Source organism: Pseudomonas sp. BJa5, from assembly GCF_030272875.2.
Classification (GTDB): Bacteria; Pseudomonadota; Gammaproteobacteria; order Pseudomonadales; family Pseudomonadaceae; genus Aquipseudomonas.
On record NZ_JALRNG020000064.1, the window covers coordinates 1 to 18,569 of the forward strand.

At 65.2% G+C, this 18,569-nt stretch carries 12 protein-coding genes; 2 read left to right on the forward strand and 10 right to left on the reverse strand.

Annotation, left to right across the window (positions count from 1 at the left end):
- Positions 1-97: 97 nt before the first annotated feature.
- From M2D63_RS24680 to peaA, 5 genes are all read right to left on the reverse strand, one after another.
- Positions 98-1,771 (reverse strand): AMP-binding protein, encoded by a 1,674-nt coding sequence (locus M2D63_RS24680; RefSeq protein WP_285865718.1) that lies wholly within the window; start codon positions 1,769-1,771, stop codon positions 98-100.
- A gap of 197 nt (positions 1,772-1,968) precedes the next feature.
- Entirely contained in the window at positions 1,969-3,093 is a 1,125-nt protein-coding gene (gene peaD / locus M2D63_RS24685; RefSeq protein WP_285865719.1) for a quinohemoprotein amine dehydrogenase subunit beta, read from the reverse strand.
- 31 nt (positions 3,094-3,124) lie between these two features.
- Complete coding sequence (gene qhpC / locus M2D63_RS24690) at positions 3,125-3,448, reverse strand: quinohemoprotein amine dehydrogenase subunit gamma (protein WP_285865720.1); 324 nt, start codon at positions 3,446-3,448, stop codon at positions 3,125-3,127.
- 1 nt (position 3,449) lies between these two features.
- Entirely contained in the window at positions 3,450-4,880 is a 1,431-nt protein-coding gene (gene peaB, locus M2D63_RS24695; protein ID WP_285865721.1) for a quinohemoprotein amine dehydrogenase maturation protein, read from the reverse strand.
- A gap of 73 nt (positions 4,881-4,953) precedes the next feature.
- Complete coding sequence (gene peaA, locus M2D63_RS24700) at positions 4,954-6,519, reverse strand: quinohemoprotein amine dehydrogenase subunit alpha (protein ID WP_285865722.1); 1,566 nt, start codon at positions 6,517-6,519, stop codon at positions 4,954-4,956.
- A gap of 411 nt (positions 6,520-6,930) precedes the next feature.
- Between peaA and M2D63_RS24705 the strand changes: the two genes are divergently transcribed.
- Entirely contained in the window at positions 6,931-8,424 is a 1,494-nt protein-coding gene (locus M2D63_RS24705) for an aldehyde dehydrogenase (protein ID WP_285865723.1), read from the forward strand.
- A gap of 105 nt (positions 8,425-8,529) precedes the next feature.
- Here M2D63_RS24705 and M2D63_RS24710 read toward each other — a convergent pair whose 3' ends face one another.
- From M2D63_RS24710 to M2D63_RS24725, 4 genes are read right to left on the reverse strand one after another with little or no spacing between them, the layout of a single operon-like run.
- Positions 8,530-9,834 (reverse strand): NAD(P)/FAD-dependent oxidoreductase, encoded by a 1,305-nt coding sequence (locus M2D63_RS24710; protein WP_285865724.1) that lies wholly within the window; start codon positions 9,832-9,834, stop codon positions 8,530-8,532.
- Positions 9,827-10,507: a S8 family serine peptidase gene (locus tag M2D63_RS24715; RefSeq protein ID WP_285865725.1), complete on the reverse strand. Its 681-nt coding sequence runs from the start codon at positions 10,505-10,507 to the stop codon at positions 9,827-9,829. The genes M2D63_RS24710 and M2D63_RS24715 overlap by 8 nt, the downstream gene beginning before the upstream one ends.
- Complete coding sequence (locus M2D63_RS24720) at positions 10,497-12,230, reverse strand: ABC transporter ATP-binding protein (protein ID WP_285865726.1); 1,734 nt, start codon at positions 12,228-12,230, stop codon at positions 10,497-10,499. The genes M2D63_RS24715 and M2D63_RS24720 overlap by 11 nt, the downstream gene beginning before the upstream one ends.
- Positions 12,231-12,240: 10 nt before the next feature.
- Positions 12,241-14,148, reverse strand: coding sequence for a sigma-54-dependent Fis family transcriptional regulator (locus M2D63_RS24725; RefSeq protein ID WP_285865727.1), 1,908 nt, complete (start codon positions 14,146-14,148; stop codon positions 12,241-12,243).
- 274 nt (positions 14,149-14,422) lie between these two features.
- Here M2D63_RS24725 and M2D63_RS24730 point away from each other — a divergent pair, with 274 nt between their 5' ends.
- On the forward strand, positions 14,423-16,555 hold the full coding sequence (locus M2D63_RS24730) for a TonB-dependent siderophore receptor (RefSeq protein WP_285865728.1): 2,133 nt from the start codon (positions 14,423-14,425) through the stop codon (positions 16,553-16,555).
- A gap of 82 nt (positions 16,556-16,637) precedes the next feature.
- Here the strand turns inward: M2D63_RS24730 and aspT are convergent, their stop codons facing one another.
- Entirely contained in the window at positions 16,638-18,326 is a 1,689-nt protein-coding gene (aspT, locus tag M2D63_RS24735) for an aspartate-alanine antiporter (protein WP_285865729.1), read from the reverse strand.
- Positions 18,327-18,569: the final 243 nt, after the last annotated feature.

Here is an 18,569-nt window from a genome sequence, read left to right on the forward strand (position 1 = left end):
CAATGCCTTCAGACCCACCGAGCTGAGCCGATTGCGACTGCTGCGCAGCCGATCGCAGGCTGCGCCAGCTCCCACAAAGACAGTTGTTCCCACACGATCAGGGCAACTGCAATTCCTCGATGCTGATCTCGCGCATGCGGAATTTCTGCACCTTGCCCGTCACCGTCATCGGGAACTGGTCGACGAAGCGGAAGTAACGCGGCACCTTGAAGTGGGCGATGCGTGCCCGGGCCCAGTCGCGCAACTGTTCCTCGTCCGGGCCTTCGCCCGGGTGCAGCCTGATCCAGGCGACGATCTCCTCACCATAGCGGGCGCAGGGAATGCCGATGACCTGGACATCGGCCACCGCCGGATGGGTCAGGAAGAACTCTTCCAGCTCCCTCGGATAGATGTTCTCACCGCCACGAATGATCATGTCCTTGCTGCGCCCGACAATGCGCACGTAGCCCTGCTCGTCCATGCACGCCAGGTCGCCGGTGTGCATCCAGCCGTCCTCGTCGATGCTGTCGGCGCTGGCCACCGGGTTATTCCAGTAACCGAGCATGACGCTGTAGCCACGGGTGCACAGTTCGCCGACCTCGCCACGGGGCACGCACTGCCCGGCCGTGTCGATGATCTTGCTTTCAAGGTGCGGCTGGGTGCGCCCGACGCTGGTCACGCGCAGCTCCAGGTCATCGTCGGGGCCGGTCTGCAGGGACACCGGGCTGGTCTCGGTCATGCCGTAGGCAATCTGCACCTCGCTCATGTGCAGTTCATCGATCACCCGGCGCATGACTTCGATCGGGCAGTTGGCCCCCGCCATGATGCCGGTGCGCAGGCTGGACAGGTCGAAGCTGTCGCGCTGGGGATGATCCAGCTCGGCAATGAACATGGTCGGCACCCCATACAGCGCGGTGGCCTTTTCCTCGGCCACCGCCTGCAGGGTGGCCAGCGGATCGAAGGCGTCGCCAGGATAGATCAGGGTGGAGCCATGGGTCAGGCAGCCGAGGTTGGCCATGACCATGCCGAAGCAGTGGTACAGCGGCACCGGTACCACCAGGCGGTCGTGCTCGGTCAGGCCCAGGCTTTCGCCGACCATGTAGCCGTTGTTGAGGATGTTGTAATGACTGAGGGTCGCGCCCTTGGGAAAGCCGGTGGTGCCGGAGGTGTACTGGATATTGATCGGTTCGTCGCAATTCAGGCTGGCCTGGCGCGCTGCCAGGTCCTCGACGCTGACCGCCGCGGCCCGTTCCTGCAAGGCTGCCCAGGACAGGAAGCCCGCCGGTGGCTCGTTGGCCAGGCTGACCACCCCGCGCAATTCGGGCAGGTGCTCGCACGCCAGTTCACCGGGACTGCTGGTCGCCAGCCCGGGTGCCAGCTCCAGCAGCATGGCGTGGTAGTCGGAAGTCTTGAAGGCATCGGCACAGATCACCCAACGACAGCCCGACTGGCTCAGCGCGTATTCCAGCTCGTTGCTGCGGTAGGCCGGGTTGATGTTGACCAGGATGGCGCCGATCTTGGCACTGGCGAACTGGGTGATGCACCATTGGGCGCAGTTGGGTGCCCAGATGCCCAGGCGGTCGCCGCGCGCAAGACCCAGGGCCATCAGCGCCCGGGCGTGACGCTCGACCGCCTCGGCCAGGGTCTGCCAGCTGTAGCGCAGCCCCTGGTGCCGGACCACCAGCGCCTCGCGCCGGGCAAAGCGCGAAACGGTGAGGTCGAAGGCCCCTCCGATGCACATCTCGAGCAGCTGAGTGTCCTGCCGCCCCTGGGTATAGCTCTGCGTGTTCATGGTGTTCTCTTGTTCTTGTTGTGCGGGTGAATGGCGACCTGGAGGCACCACCGGCCCCTGTAGGAGCGGGCTTGCCCCGCGATGCGATGTAACTGACTGATCGCAATCGCGGGGCAAGCCCGCTCCCACAAAGATAGTTGCTCCCACAGGGGACCTGGAGGTAACAGCAGTCCCCTGTGGAAGCCTGCGATAGCGGCTTAGCGGATGAACACCTGGGTGGTGCTGGTCGACATGTCGCCGCCTGGCAACTTGATGTTCTTGACCTTCTCCAGGCTCTGCGGATCGAACACCGCAATATCATTGAAGGTCCCTGCCAGGTACAGCTTGCTGCCCTTCTTGTTGAAGGCGACGCAGTAGTAGGTGTGCTCCAGGTTCGCGGCCTTGATCAGCTTGCGCTCCTTGATATCGTAGCGGGCCAGGCGGTTGAGCACCCCGTACATCTGGTTCTCGTCCTGGGGCGAGCGCAGCCCGGTGAAGTACAACTCGGTCAGCGAGGCGAACTCACGGTAGCTGCTCTTGCCGGTCTTGAGGTCGATGCTCAGGTAGCCGTACATCGGCTCGGCCGTGGCCGGGTCCTGTTTGTCGTCGGTAAAGCGCGACACGGTGTAGAGCATGGTGAAATCATGCTGCGCGGTCTGGTGCGGCCAGAAGTACAGCACGTCCGGGGCGCTGAAGCCCGGGCGTTTCCAGTTGCGCAGCGGCAGGGCCACCTCGTACTTGCCGGTCTTGACGTCCATCTTGTAGATGTCGGCGCCGGCGACGAACAGGCTGCCATCGTCCGCCGCCCGCATCAGGTAGACCTGGCGCGGCATGGGGAAGCTGCGTACCGGCTTGGCGTCCTGGCCGTCGGCGGTGCTGAACACTTCCAGGCGCGGCGGCTTGACCACGTAGTGATCGTTCAGGCGCTGGGTCGGGTTGACCGTGGCGTACACTTCCTTGCCGTCGGGGCTGATGGCAAAGGAATACATCGAACGCCCCACCTCGCCCGGGGTGCTCGACAGGCTGGCGTGGAACACCGACTGGCAGGTGTCCAGGTCGATGCCGTACAGGTCGCCATAGTGGTTGTTGAGCACATAGGCGGTTCGGTTGTCCGGCGCCATCATGGCGGTGCCGGGCCCGAAGGCGTCCGGCAGCTTGCAGCTCTTGTAGACCTCGTCGCTGGCCAGGTCGATCACGTGCAGGTTGTTCGGGTAGTTGGTGACGATCATGTACTCATGACCGGCCTTGAGCGCAGGCGCGCTGCTGTCGGCGGCCCAGGTGCCGACACTGGCGGCAGAGGCGGCGACGGTGAACGCCAGTTGTGCGAAAACTCCAGCTTTCATGCGGTTTCCCCTTGTTGTTCTTGTCGGCCGGTCACTTGTCTTTCGGGAACACGGTGCCGAGGTTGCGCCAGTCGTCCTGGGAGTTGGTGGCCTGGGCGTTCCAGTCCTGGTAGGTGCTCATCATGTCGGGCACCTGGGCCGGCCACCAGCACGGGTCGGAGCAGCCATAAAGGTCGGCCTCCATCGGCTGGCACAGCGAGCTGACGCCCCCGAAGGCATCCACTTCCCAGCCCGGGTCGGTGGTGGCGGTGCAACCGGCCACGGCGCTCATGGCCACCACTTCCTCGACACGGTCCTGGGCGACTGCTTGCTCAAGAATCTGGGCTTTGTTGTTCAGCGGCTTGAGGTGTTTCATGTCAGTGTGCCTTGCGCGGAGTGATGTAGTGGCTGATGAAGGCCGGGTTGGCGGCCATGATGCGGCTGTAGACTTCGATACCGAAGTCGACCCAGTCGCGCATCAGTTCACAGTAGTGATAGGTCGGGTGGGTCGGATCGCCATAGCGGGCATAGCTTTCGTGGTAGCAACCGCCCGAGCACAGGTTGCGGATGCGGCAGCTGTCGCAACCGGTGCCGCTACGGTCCAGGCGCTGGGACAGGAAGTCGTTGAGCTCCACCTGTTTCACCCCGCTGTGCACGTTGCCGAAGGTCGGCAGGCTGGAGCCGGTGAAGCGGTGGCAGAGGTTCAGCTCACCCTGGTGGTCGACCGCCAGCATCTTCAGGCCGGCACCGCATGGCAGGGCTTTCTTGTGCCCTTCATGGATGTCGGTAATCAGCTGGTGCAGGTTGGAGAAGCCGATATTGCGGTGCTCCAGCGCCGCTTCCAGGTAACGCCGGCCCAGGGCCTTCATGTTGGCGAAGACCTCGACCAGCTCGCCGGCGCTGAGGTTGAAGTCGGCCATGTCGCCCGAGGTCACCGGGGCAAAGCCCACTTCGGCAAAGCCCATCTCGTTGAACAGGTGGTTCCAGATGGTCTCGACATCGGTGATACCCCGGGTCAGGGTCACCCGCGCCCCGACCGGACGGCTGTCATAGCGCGACAGCAGCATGTCGGCCTTGCGCCGGACCACGTCGTAGGTGCCCTGCCCGCCGACCGTGATGCGGTTGCGGTCATGCACGGTCTTGGGCCCGTCGATGCTCACCGACAGCCCGAAGCGATGGGCATTGAGCCAGTCGACGATCTCTTCGGTGAGCAGCGTGGCATTGGTGGTCATGACGAACTCGACCTGCTTGCCCAGTTCGGCGAAGCGCCGTTCGCAATAGCCGACCATGTGCTCGATCAGCGGCCGGTTGGACAGTGGCTCGCCACCGAAGAACACCACGGTGTAGCGGGTCTCGTCCGGCGACTCCTTGAGCAGCATCTCCACCGAGGATTCGGCGGTGGCGACGCTCATTTTCTTGCCGGCCGAGGGCTTGTCCAGGTCTTCCTTGTAGCAATAGCTGCAGCTGAGGTTGCAGCCGGTGTTGACGTTCAGTACCACGGTGTTCAACGCCGTGCGCTCGACGCGCGTCAGGCCGATTTCCGGGGTCAGCGGCGAGCCGTCGCTGACCACTTCCAGGGCCATCAGCTCGCGCAGGGTGTCGATGACGTCCTGGCCGGCGAAGTGGGGCTCAAGACGTTGCAGCAACTCTTCGGACGAACAGCCCTGCTCGCGCAAGGCATCGATGATCCCGCCGGTCACCGCGTCAGTGGCAAACAGCGAGCTGCTGGGTATATGGAACAGCATGCGGTCGGCATCCACCTGCACTTCATGCAGGTTGCGCTCGACCAGATTCAATTGTGCGCCCATGGCGACCTCCCGATGTGCATCCCGATCTACGTGGCTAACCGGGCGCCGTAGCGCCCGTGCGGATCACGGCCGCTTACGGCAGCGGTGGGTTGTTCCAGCGCTGGACGGTGACGATCAGGTGGCCTTCGCCCTGCTGTCCGCCGTCTTCGAGCTTGGCGATCACTTTCAGGTTGCCGGCGTTGTTGGTCATCATCCGCCGCTCGGGGTTGGGCCCGGCGCCACCGGGCAGGAAGACGCCGTTGTCCTGCATTTTTCCTGCGTATTTGACGTCTTCGTCCTCCTTGGCCCTTTCGTCGAAAGGCTCCACCGTCCAGCTGGCCGGCAGGTAGCCGATGCGCAGCGGCTCGCCCTTGGCGTCCTTGCCCCAGGCCTCGGCCTCGAAGCGGCCCTGGACCTTCGGCGTGCTGCCGCCGTTCTCGCCGATGCGGGCAATGGAGAAGGCCGGCACCACTTTGACTTGCTCGACCTTGTCGTACACGGTGAGGTTCACGCCTTTGAGCGCGCCCTGGCTGACTTCGCGCACACCCGGCGCGGCATCCTTGGCGGCACGGGCCTTGACCCGTACCTGGTTGGCGCCGGACGCCAGCACCTGGGTGACTTCGATACCGGCGCCCAGGTCCGGCTTGCCCGACAGGCCACTGCCCACCAGGGTCAGCTCGACCTCGCTGCCGGCCTTGATGAACGACGGTTGTACCGCCAGCAGGCGCGCCTTGCCCTCCTTCACCGCGGTGAAGTCCAGGCCGCGCTCGTCATGCTCGGCCTCGAACATGCGCCCTTTCATCTCGCCGTCCAGTGCGGCGAACACCTGGCGCATGCTGGTGTCGCCGATCTTGACGTTGCCGCGCCATTCGTAGCCGTTGTAGAGAATCGCCGAGCCACTGCCCTGGAACGGCGTGCCGTCGGCGTATTGGCCCTTGAGCTCGACCTTGAAGCCATCGCCCTCGGCACCAGCAATGCTCATCACACCGCGTACGTCACCCTTGGTCAGCATATGGCCGCTGAAGGCCCACTGACCCGCCAGCACTTCGGCCTTGGGTTTGGCTTTCTGCCAGTCGGCCCAGGCCGGGGTGTCGAAGGCGAAGCGCTTGGCCAGCTCCGGCACCATTTCATTCAGGGCGATCGGCAGCCAGTCGCGGTCGCGCGCCTGGGCCTGGTATTCCAGCGACGGCCATTGGCCCAGGTGGAAGTTGACCAGGTGTTCCCACTCCTTGGCCGGGCGCCGCTGCAGGGCGACCCGTGCGCCGGAGTGACAGCGGCCGCAGGTCTGGCTGAGTTTGTCGTCGAACTGCTCGACCGTATTCAGGCGCCGCTCCATGGCGTAGCGCACGCCTTCGGTTTCGCTGGGCGCCAGGCCCTGCCGGTCGGCCAGGTACTTGACCAGGGTGCGGCGCTCCTCATCGCTGATCTGCAGGCCATGCATGACCTGCATGCGACCGATGCTCATCAGCCAGCCTTCCGGGGTCTTGCGCTGGTGGCTGATGCGGCTGTACGTGTCATTGCCTTCCGCAATGTGACAGCCCATGCACTTGGTCTGCAGCAGGTTGGCGCCAGGCTCTGCGGCCTGGGCCTGGGCGCACAGCAAGGCGGCGGCGATCAGCGCCAGGCGGCTGGTGTGTCGCCGGAGTCGAGTCATTCTCAAGGTCAGACCTCCACGGTGTTGTTCTTATCGTTCTTGCACACTGGGTGCCGTAGGTGCTTCTGCGAATGAGCAATACAGAATCTGTGCCAATCTTCGCAAATTCTTTATTTTCAATAGCTTGTGCGACGTAACGGGTGTTCTACCAGGTGTTGGGATCCACACCGGGCGTCTAAATTTGCGACAGCCCGTTGCACCTTGAGACACGCGCCTCGCTCGCCACAAGCTTAGGCCAGCGCCGGACTGTTCCACGGCTGTCTCATGGCGTCTCAAACTGCTACAACCCGAGCAATGCCCCGGTGCTCGATCTGATATTAATTGTTCTTTTATATCAACAGGTTGAGTCGGTATTAAGGGCTTGGCATGGTGGTTGCGAAAGCGCCCTGCACATCCAATGACAAGAGGCGCCGCCCCATGCTTTCGACCCTGCCCATCCTCCCTGGCACCCAGGCTTTTCTCGACCGTAAACTGAAAATGCGCATCGGCGCACACTGGCAGGATGCGCAGAGCGGCCAGACCATGAGCTTTCGCAACCCGGCCACCGGCGAGGTGCTGGGTGAGGTGCCGTGCGCCGACAGTGAAGACGTCGACCGTGCCGTCAAGGCCGCCCGCGCGGCCTTCGACGACTCCGCCTGGAGCCGCCTGCGCCCGCGTGAGCGGCAGAACCTGCTGTGGCGCCTGGCCGACCTGATGGAGCGCGACGCCCAGGAGCTGGCCGAGCTCGAGTGCCTGAACAACGGCAAGAGCGCCGCCGTGGCCAAGGTCATGGACGTGCAACTGGCAATCGATTTTCTGCGCTACATGGCCGGCTGGGCGACCAAGATCGAAGGCTCGACGGTGGAACCTTCGCTCCCACTGATGCCCAATGACCAGTTCCACGGCTTTATCCGCCGTGAAGCCATCGGCGTGGTCGGCGCCATCGTCGCCTGGAACTTCCCTCTGCTGCTGGCCTGCTGGAAGCTCGGCCCGGCCCTGGCCACCGGCTGCACCGTGGTGCTCAAGCCTGCGGACGAGACCCCGCTGACCGCGCTGAAACTGGCCGAGCTGGTGCAGGAAGCCGGCTACCCGGACGGCGTGTTCAACGTTATCACCGGCACCGGCCTCAATGCCGGCGCCGCCCTGACCCGTCACCCGGGCGTCGACAAGCTGACCTTCACCGGCTCCACCGAAGTCGGCAAGCAGATCGGCAAGGCGGCGATGGAGAACATGACCCGCGTCACCCTGGAACTGGGCGGCAAGTCGCCGACCATCGTCATGGCCGACGCCAACCTGCAGGAAGCCGCCGCCGGCGCTGCCACGGCGATCTTCTTCAACCAGGGCCAGGTGTGCTGCGCGGGGTCGCGCCTCTATGTGCAGCGCAAGCATTTCGACAATGTAGTGGCCGACATCGCCGGCATCGCCAACGGCATGACCCTGGGCAACGGCCTGGACCCGAAGGTGCAGATGGGCCCGCTGATCTCGGCCAAGCAGCAGGATCGGGTCACCGGCTACATCAACCTGGGCCGTGAACTGGGTGCGACCATCGCCTGTGGCGGCGACGGGTTCGGGCCGGGTTATTTCGTCAAGCCGACGGTGATCGTCGATGTCGACCAGCGCCATCGGCTGGTGCAGGAAGAGATCTTCGGCCCGGTACTGGTGGCCATGCCGTTCGACGATATCGATGAAGTGCTGCACATGGCCAACGACAACCCCTATGGCCTGGGTGCGAGCATCTGGTCCAACGACCTGGCGGCGGTGCACCGGATGATCCCGCGGATCAAGTCCGGTTCGGTGTGGGTCAACTGCCACAGCGCCCTGGACCCGGCCTTGCCGTTCGGTGGCTACAAGTTGTCGGGCGTTGGTCGGGAAATGGGGGCTGCGGCGATCGAGCACTATACCGAGCTCAAATCGGTGCTGATCAAGCTGTAAGTCGGTGCACACCGCTCCCCCTGTGGGAGCGGGCTTGCCCCGCGATCCGGTGAGTCTGACAGCACGCAATCGCGGGACAAGCCCGCTCCCACAGGGCCACCGCGCCTAGGCGCGGTGGCCCTGGGCGGTGAGCCAGGCGCGCAGCATCGCCTGTTCGCCGGCCGGCCGATGGGCCAGCAGCGTTTCAAGGCGCTGCCCGGCCTGCAGGCCATGCACCAGCGGCGCCACTTCCACGCCCTGCACATGCCAGATACCCAATGGCTGGTCAGGGCCGACCACCACCTCGGCTTCGTCGATCAGACCGTCGCGAATCACCGGGCGCCGCTCGACCTGCAGCTTGCCAAAGTCGGCCGGCACATGGATCGGCTGGTCATCCGGCCAGCTACGGCGCGGGTCCCAGAATGGCTGCCCGACGCCGCGTTGTTCCTGGGCATAGAAGTCCCGGCCGATCCGCGCAAAGCGCAGGAACAGCTGTTCGATCCGCTCTTGATGAAAGCGCCGGGCCAGGTCCACACGTTGCGGATGGCGCAACACCGTATTGATCACCGCCGGTGCCTGCAACGCCGAGGACAGTGACTGGAAGATGCCATTGCCCGACAACGGGTCCACCGCCATCGCTGCATCGCCCACCTTTACCCAGTTATCGCCCACACAATCGCCGGCCAGGATCGCCGTGCTGCTGCGCGCATGCAGTTCAGCCGCCTGCCAGGCACCTGCCCCGAACAGCTCGCCCACCAGCGCCGACTGCTGCCGGCGATCGGCACAGTAATCGGGTAATTGCGCACGGCCAGGCAGGCGGGTCGCGCCACTGTCCAGGGTGACCTGCCAATAGCAACGGCCATCGGCCATGCGCGCCATCCAGGCCCAGCCATCGTCGAGGCTTTCCACCGCCGACACAGGCTCACCCGGTTCACCCTGCCAGAGATTGAGCAGGCTGACGCTTTCCGGGCCACGCAGGCGGTTGCTGCCCAGTGGCGCCTGACGCCCGCGCGCTTCGACGAGAAAGTCAGCCAGCAGGGCCTGGCCATTGTCCAGTACCACGCGGTGCCCTTGGGCGTCACTGTGGACCTCGCGCACCCGCCCTTCGATGACCCGCGCGCCCGCCCGGCGCAGGTCATCGCGCAGGGCGCTGTCGAACAGGCGTCGGTCCAGCAGATATTCCTGATTGAGCTGCTGATCTGTCCCGTTCCAGTGCACCCGGCGCCGGGCCGGCACGGCGGCAAGCGCCAGGGCGCTGCCAAGGCCGGCATGGCGCAGTCCCTCCAGCACCCGCTGGGAAACGCCCTCCACGGCATCGAAGCGGCGCCAGTCGGAAACGACTTCGACGTCGTAGCCCAGCCGGCGCAGGCCAATGGCCGTGGCGCCACCGGCCGGGCCGGCGCCGAGAATCAGTATGCGCGGCTCAGGCATGCTCGCCTCTGCGATGCTCGGGACCGGTGAAGGCCGCGTGCTCGCGCAGGTACGCCAGCACCTGCTCGCGGTCCGCCCCCGGGTGTTCGCGCAGGTAGGCACAGATCAACCCGCTGAGCGCGGCGCAGGCCAGACTGGCACCGGCGTTGCCGGCCCGCTCGCCGACCGCAGCGCCGAAGTCCGCCTGGGCCGTGTCGAGCCACGACCACTGCCCCTCACGACACCGGGCATCGCCGGTGATGCGCAACACTCCCGGGTAGCTGGCCGGGTACACCGGCCCGCCCCGTGCCGGGCTGGACGCGCAGAGCAACACCCCGGCCTCCAGGGCCGCCGCGCATGCCTGGCGCAGCACCGGACGGTCCTGCTGCAGGCCCAGGCTCAGGTTGACCAGGCTCACCCCCTGTTCCACCAGCCACAGCAAGGCCGCGCTGACTTGCAGCACCGTGGTGCTGCCCCGGTTGTCGAACACCTGGGCCATCCTCGCGGGCACGCCCCCGGCCTGCCCCAGCAGGCGTCCGAGCACAGCGCTGCCATGGCCCAGGGCATCGGCCTGCAGCTCGCCTTCGCGCAGCATGCCCTGCTCCAGCCAGAAGCGTCGCCCGCCCAGCAGCGAATGGGCCTGGAGTTCCGAGCAACCGGTGTCGATCACCCCGACGCACAGTTCAGTCATCATGGCGCAGTGGCTCCTGCCAGACCGCTTGCAGGCGGCCGTTTTCCAGGTGCAGGTGCAGGTTGGCATCGGCCAGGGTGCTGGTGCGGTGGCTGATGAGGATGCGCGTGCGCCCGGCAAACAACTGGTCGATGGCGGCGATGACCTCGCGCTCGGTGCTTTCATCCACCGCCGAGGTCGCTTCGTCGAGCACCAGCACCCGTGGATCCTGGAGCAAGGCCCGGGCAATGGCGATGCGTTGTTTCTGGCCGCCGGACAGTTGCTGGCCACGCTCGCCCAATTGCCCGTCCAGGCCCAGGGGCAAGGCCTCGACCAGCGACTCCAGGCGGGTCAGGCGCACCACCCGCTCAAGGTCCTCGCGGCTGGCCTCGGGCACGCTGTAGGCCAGGTTCTGCGCCAGGGTGCCGCGAAACAGCACGATATCCTGGCTGACCACGGCGATCTGCTTGCGCAGGGCCAGCAGGTTCAGCTCGCGCAGGTCGGTGCCGTCGAGCAGGATGCGGCCCTGGTCAGGGTCGTAGAAACGCTGCAGCAGGTCGATCAGGGTCGACTTGCCAACGCCCGAGGCGCCGCTGATGGCCACCTTCACCCCGGCCGGAATGCTGATTTCGACACCGCCGAGCACACTGCCAAGGCGCTGCTCATGGGCAAAATGCACCGCTTCCAGGCGCAGCTCGCCCGGGCCCTGGGGCATGGGCGCCGGCGTTGCGGCCTGGCGCACGCCGACCGGTTCCTGCTGCAACTCCATCACCCGTCCCAGGCTCACGGCCATGCGCTGCACCGCCACGTACAGGCCGAGCAGGCTCTGCACAGGCCCGACCGCCATGCCCAGGTAGGTGGAAAAGGCGATCAGCGCGCCCAGTTGCCAGGTGCCCTGGATCACCCAGTAGCCGCCGACCAGGAAGGCGCAGGCGCGACACAGTGAGGTCAGCGTACCCGGCACCGCCTGGGTGAAGAATTCAGTAACCTGCACCCGCAGCAACTGGCTCATGTAGCCCTGCCCCAGGCGCCCGAGGCGATCGGACTCGCGCTGCTGCTGCCCGGCGGCCTGGATGAACTTCATCGCCGGCAGGGTCTCGACCAGGAACGACGACACATCGGCGGAGCGTTCGCGCAAGCTGCGCACCTCGCGCTCGACCTTGCGCCGCATCCAGCGCAGCCACAGCACTTCGATGGGGATCAGCAACGCCAGCAGCAACGACAGCTGCCAGGACAGCATCAGCATCAGGGTCACCGCGCCGATCAAGCCGATCACGCTGGACACCGCCGAGAACAACGAGTCCACGGCAAAGCGCTGGATCTCGGCGACATCGCCGTCCAGCCGCGAGAGGATGTCGCCGATGCGCTTGCGCCCGTAGAACGCCGGCGAAAGCTGCTGCAGGTGGCGGTACAGGTCATCGCGCAGGGCAAACAGGATGCGCCCGGACAGCCGGGTGTGCAGGTAGCGGTTGATCCCCGCCAGCAGCGTGCCGGCGATGCCGACCGCAATCATGATCGCCGCCATGTGCCACAGCACCTGGAAGTCCTTGGCCAGCAGGCCCTGGTCGATCAGGGTCTTGACCAGCCAGGGCTGCGCCAGCACCAGCAACGAAGCGGCCAGCGACAGCCCCAGCAAGGCGCCAATGGCCCGCCAGTGCGGACGCACGAAACCGTACAGCCAGGCCAGCGCGCGGCGCATCAGCTCCGGGTCGGAGGCGTCGATGAGGCGCAGAAAAATACCACCCATTGCCGGCCCCTTAGTCGCGCAACTGCTTGAGTTTTCGGTACAGCGTGGCGCGGCTGATGCCCAGGGCCTGCGCCGCCGCCGAGACATTGCCCTGATGCCGCTCCAGGGCGCTGCGAATCAGCTCCACCTCGTTATCTCGGATACTGCCGCTTTGCGCGGCGCTGCCGCTGAGCTCATCGAGCAGGCAGTCGGTCAGGTGCTCAAGGCTCAGCACCTGCTCGCCCGGCTCGCGCATGGCCAGGGCCGAGCGCAGGACCATCTCCAGCTGGCGGATGTTGCCCGGCCAGTCGAAGTTGCCCAGCAGCTCACGCAGACCTGGGTCCAGGCTCACCCCGTGGGCACCGAACTTGCCCAGCAGGCTGTCGATCACCTCGCCCAGGTCGTCGCGGTCGCGCAACGCCGGCAATTGCAGGCTCACGCCATTGATGCGGTAGTAGAGGTCTTCGCGAAAATGCTGGTCGAGCACCAGGCGCTTGAGGTCGCGGTGGGTGGCGCAGATCACCGCCACGTCGATTTCCTGTTCTTCGCCGGCGCCCAGCGGCGCCACCCGGCGCTCCTGCAACACCCGCAGCAGGCGCGCCTGCAAGGCCAGCGGCATATCGCCGATTTCATCGAGGAACAAGGTGCCGCCGTGGGCCTGCATCAGGCGTCCGACCATGCCGCCACGGCGCGAGCCGGTGAAGGCGCCTTCGCGATAGCCGAACAGCTCGGACTCGATCAGGCCTTCCGGAATGGCGGCGCAGTTGACCGCCACGAAGGGCTTGTCAGCCCGGGCGCTGGCCTGGTGCAGCGCGCGCGCCACCACTTCCTTGCCGGTGCCGGTTTCGCCGAGCAACAGCACCGGCAAGTCATTGTTCAAGCCGCGCCGGGCCATGCCCAGGGCCCGGGCGAAGCGCACATCGCGGCCGGCCAGGTTGTCCAGCTCCACAGGCCTGGCTGCCGGCAGCACTTTATTGACCGGCTGCGCCGTACCCATGCCGACCCGCCGAGGCAGGTGCACGGCACGGAAGAAGAACTCGCCCTTGGCGGTCTGCACGCTGCTCACCCGGTCCATCCACAAGCGGGTGAGGAACGCCGAGGTGCGCTCGCCCATCAGGTCGCTGCAACGCCGTCCGACCAGGGCCTGGCGCGACAGCTGGAGCAACTCGCAGGCACGCTCGTTGGCCGCCAGCACCTCACCGTCCAGGCTCAGGGCCAGCAGGCCGTGCCAGGCGCTGCCCAGGTACTGCGGCCGGCTGTGGAAGGCCAGCACCAGTTGCTCCGGGTAGCACAGGCCGAACAGGCGGCTCTCGATATTGCTGGCCGCCAGTATCAGGGTCGCCAGGTTGTCCTGGGGCTGGGCCATGACGCCCTCGCGGGTCAGGTCGAGGACGCCGATCACATGGCCCAGCGGGTCACGCAGCGGCACCGAGGTGCAGGAAAACGGGCTCAGGCGGTCCAGGTAGTGCTCGCCGCAGTTGATCAGGGTCGGCCGCCCCTCCACCACGGCGGTGCCGATGGCATTGGTGCCGCGGCTCGATTCGCTCCAGCAACTGCCCGGATGCAGGTCGCGCAGGCCCACCCTGTTGAGTTCGGCGGTCTGCCCGCCGATGGCCAGGATGTTGGCCTGGGCGTCGCCCAGGATGATGATGCTGCTGTTGCCCTGGCGATGGACCAGGTATTCCATCTCCGGCGTCGCGGCATCGATCAGCAGGCGGTTGCTGTCCAGCAGCTCCTGCAGGCGGTGACGCGCGTCCAGCTCCACCTGTTCGTTATCCAGGCAGCTCAGGCCATGGCCCAGGCTTCTGCGCCACGAGGCATCGATTTCCTCGCGCAGCATGCCTTGCGGCAGCGCGCCTTCGCTGATCAGCTTCAGGCGGACCATCCGCGAGGTCTGCAAGGGGTCGGTAGCATTTGTTATTGGAATATGCTGCGCCATCTCTCACTCCAGCGTGCCGTGTGCGACTGCTCGGTCATCGCTGACTTTACTCTAATATTTCAGTGCATCCACGTACTGCCGGCAAAAAACCTCGGGGCGAGGGGCGACCGCTGCGCGGTCGATCGCAGGCGTCGCCAGCTCCCACGGTTACGCTGACCGGCAAACCTGGTATCTGGTACGACGGTACACCAAAAAACGATGTTAATAACAATTATTTGCAGTTAACATCGCCGCGCTTTTCTACCCCCGCCTTCCCGCCAGGACCGTACCGTCGATGCGCCGCACGTTCGTTTCGCTCTGCCTGCTTCACGCCGTTACCCCTTCTTCAGCCTGGGCCGATACCTCACAGCAAGCCGAGTCATCCTCCATCGAGTTGCAGGCCCTGAGCATCAATGCCGGCGCCTTCGAAGAGCGCGCCGATGGTCCGGTGCAAGGCTACCGGGCCACTCGCTCGGCCAGCGCCACGCGCACCGACACCGCCCTGCATGAAACCCCGCAATCGGTCAGCGTGGTGCCCCGCGATGTGCTCGAAGACACTGGCGCTACCCGCCTGCAGGACGGCCTGGATTACGCCGGCGGCGTTGGCCGGGCCAACAACTTCGGTGGCCAGGGCCTGACCACCTTCACCGTGCGCGGCTTTACCACCGGCGAGTTCTATCGCAACGGCTTCCCGATCAACCGCGGCTACCCCAACGCCCCCGATGCCAACACCGTCGAGCGCCTGGAAGTGTTGCGCGGCCCGGCCAGCAGCCTGTATGGACGTGGCGACCCCGGCGGCACTTTCAATGTGGTCAGCAAGCAGCCGCAGGCCGAGCCCAAGGTCACCCTGGGCAGCCAGTTCGATGACCAGGGCATGCACCGCGCCACCCTCGATGCCACCGGTGCGCTCAACCAGGACGGCACCCTGGCCTACCGCCTAAATGTGCTGGGTGAAGGCGGCGAAAGCTTTCGCGACGATGTAGAGAGCGAGCGCTACGACGTCGCCCCGGTGCTCAGCTGGCAGGTCAACGATGCGACGCGGGTGGTCTTCGAGGCCGACTTCATGCGCAACAACCACCCCCTGGACCGTGGCCTGACCCGGTACAGCAACCAGCAAGGCAAGGCCTCGCGCGATACCTATATCTGGGAAAAAGGCAGCGACAACCTGCTGCACAACGACAACAACATGGCGCAACTGCGCTTCGACCACGCCCTGAACGAAAACTGGACCCTGGCCGGCGGCCTGCAACTGCTCGACGGCAGCCTCAAGGGCAATGCCGTGGAAGCCAACGGCTTGCAGGCGGACGGTCGCACCCTGGGGCGCAACTTCAACTACCGCAAGCTGGAGTGGACCGATCGCGATGTGCAGCTGAACCTGACCGGGCACTTCGACACCGGTGGCTTCGCCCACACCCTGCTGACCGGCGTCGAGTATGAAGATTATGACTATAAGTCGATCATCCGCCGCTCGGCGGCGGGCACCGGCACCTACCCGATCGATCTCTTCGACCCGGTGCTGGGCCAGGCGCGTCCGGCGCTGACCCGCACCACCACCCACGACAAGGAAAACCTCAAGACCTGGGCGGCCTTCGTCCAGGACCAGGTAGCCCTGACCGAGCGCCTGAAGGTACTGGCCGGAGTGCGTTTCGAGCGCTTCGAGCATGACTACGACAACTACCTGCCCAACAGCACCAGCTGGGAGGCCGCCGACAATGCGCTGACCCCGCGCCTGGGCCTGATCTATGACCTGACCGACACGCTGGCGGTGTACGCCAACACCGCCCGTTCGTTCAAACCCAACAGTGGTGCCAGCCGCCAGGGTGATGGCTTCGACCCGGAAAAAGGCAAGTCCTACGAGGTCGGCCTGAAATGGGAAGCGCTGGAGCGCCAGTTGAGCGTCGACGCGGCGGTGTACCAGATCACCAAGGAAAACGTCCTGACCCTGGACCCGGTCGATCCGCTCTACAGTGTCGCCGCCGGCGAGGTACGCAGCCGTGGCCTGGACCTCAATGTCGCCGGCAACCTGACCCCCGAATGGCGGGTGATCGGCGGTTACGCCTACGTCGATGCCGAAGTGACCGAGGACAACAGCCTGGCCTCGGGCACACGCCTGGCCAACATTCCGCGCAACAGCTTCAGCCTGCTCAATACCTATGAGTTCCTGGACGGTGCCGCCAAGGGGCTCGGCCTGGGCATGGGCGTCAAGTATGTCGACGACCGCGCCGGACAGACCAGCGCCAGCACCTACACCATGGAACGCTACAGCGTGGTGGACCTGCTGAGCTTTTATCAGCTCAACGAGCATGTGCGCCTGAATCTGGATGTGAAGAATGTCTTCAACAAAGGCTATGACGAGGGTGCGTTCAATACCTACGTCTATCCGGGTGCGCCGCGCACGGTGCAGGCGGGTGTTGCCTACACCTTCTAAAGGGCCCCTGTAGGAGCGGGCTTGCCCCGCGATCGCGCTGTAACAGACATATCGCAATCGCGGGACAAGCCCGCTCCCACAGTTACACCGCTGTCATGGCTACGATGATGGGGCCGCAAACAGCCAGCAGCACGTTGGAAATCGCATAGCAGACGGTAAAGCCAATGACCGGGGTGTTGCTTTGCGACTGCTCGATGATCTTGTTCATCGACGCCGCTTCGGTCTGCGCCCCGGCCAGCGCGCCGAACAGGATCATCGGGTGCAGGCGCAACACGTAGCGGCCGAAATACAGGGCCACCAGCGGCGGCAGCAGGGTCACCACGACGCCGGATAGCAACAAGGCCGCGCCCTGATCGGCAATGGCGGCAATGGCCGCCGGCCCGGCCAGCAAGCCGACCACGGCGCCGAAGGCGGTCAGGCCGAATTCGGAGAACGCCCATTGCGCGGCAGCCGGCAACGCGCCCCTTTCCGGGTGACGGGAGTTGTGCCAGCCGATCAGCAACGATACCAGCAACACCCCGCCGCCCACGCCCAGCTCGATCGGGATCATTCCGACATGGGCCGACAACAGCCCCAGCAACGAACCGACCACCATGCCCAGGGTATGCAGGGCGATGTCCGATTTGTAGCTCTTCTCACGCACACGGCCCAGTTGCCCGGCCAGTGCTTCGACACTGCTCATGCGCCCGGTGAGGCTGATGACATCGCCCTTGCGCAGCAAGGTATAGGGCAACACCGGCAATTCGAGCCCCTGGCGGGTGATGCGGGTGATAAAGCAACCCATGCGCTCGCGCCCCAGCAGCCGCGCCTTGATCTCGTGCAGGGTCTTGCCACTGAGCCCCGGCGCGCACAGGACGATATCGGCGCTGGTGGTGGGGAACGACATGGCCTGCACGTCATCCACCTCCGGCCCCACCCAGTCGGGCAGCAAGGCCACGGCCTCGCGCAAGGCGTAGATACCGAGGATGTCACCGGCCACCAGCAGCATGGCCGGGTCACGTTCGTAAACCTGGCCGGCGCGCAGCACCCGCTCGACACTGATATCCGGATGCAATTGCTCGATTTCGGCGATCGACCGGCCGATCGCCGAGGCCAGGCTCAAACGGTGCGCGCGCACCACGATGCGGGTATAGGGGATGGCCAGTGACTCATCTTCCCGGCTGATGCCCAGTTCACGCTCAAGTTCGCGGGCACTTTCACGCAGGTCCACACCGAGCAACCGGGGCGCGACCGTGCCGACGAAGACCACCAGGCCAATGGTGCCGAACACATAGGTAATGGCGTAGGCAACCGCCATGTGGCTGTTCAACTGGCTCTTGGCCTCGGCAGAAATCGGCAGGTGCGCAATGGAGCTGCTGGCCGTGCCCATGATCGCCGTGTCGGTCAATGCGCCCGCCCCGAGCCCTGCGGTAAAGCCGGCATCGAAATGGAAAATCGCGTTCAGCATCAAAATGGTCGCCAGCGCCGTCGCGCACAGCACCACCGAAAACAGCACCAGTTTGAGCGTACCGCGGTTCAGGCTACCGAAGAATTCCGGCCCGCTTTTAAAACCGACCGCGTAAATAAAGAGTGTAAAAAATACCGATTTGAGCACGGTGGGTACTTGCAAGCCGATCTGGCCGATCAGCAAGCCCATCAACAACGCCCCGGCCACCGACCCCAGGTGAAAACTGCCGATCTTGATCCGGCCGATCATCACGCCCAAGGCAATGGCCAGGAACACTGCGATTTCCGGGTTGGCGCGCAATGCGCCCAGTACAAAATCGACCATTCGAGGCTCCTGCGTCCTGGCCGCCAGCCATCTACTCAAGCCGGGATACCGCTTCAGGCTAGCTGAAAATAGGTTTTTCACGAAAGCCCGGGGGCTATGTTCCTTGGTTTGGGTTGGGTTGGGTTGGGTTGGGTTGGGTTGTTGAGGCTGTGAGCTTATCCATTTGATGCAGCGACGCTGCCGGCCCCTTCCGCCTTTACGGCGGCCTACTTTTCTCTTGGGAAAAGTAGGCAAAACCGCTTG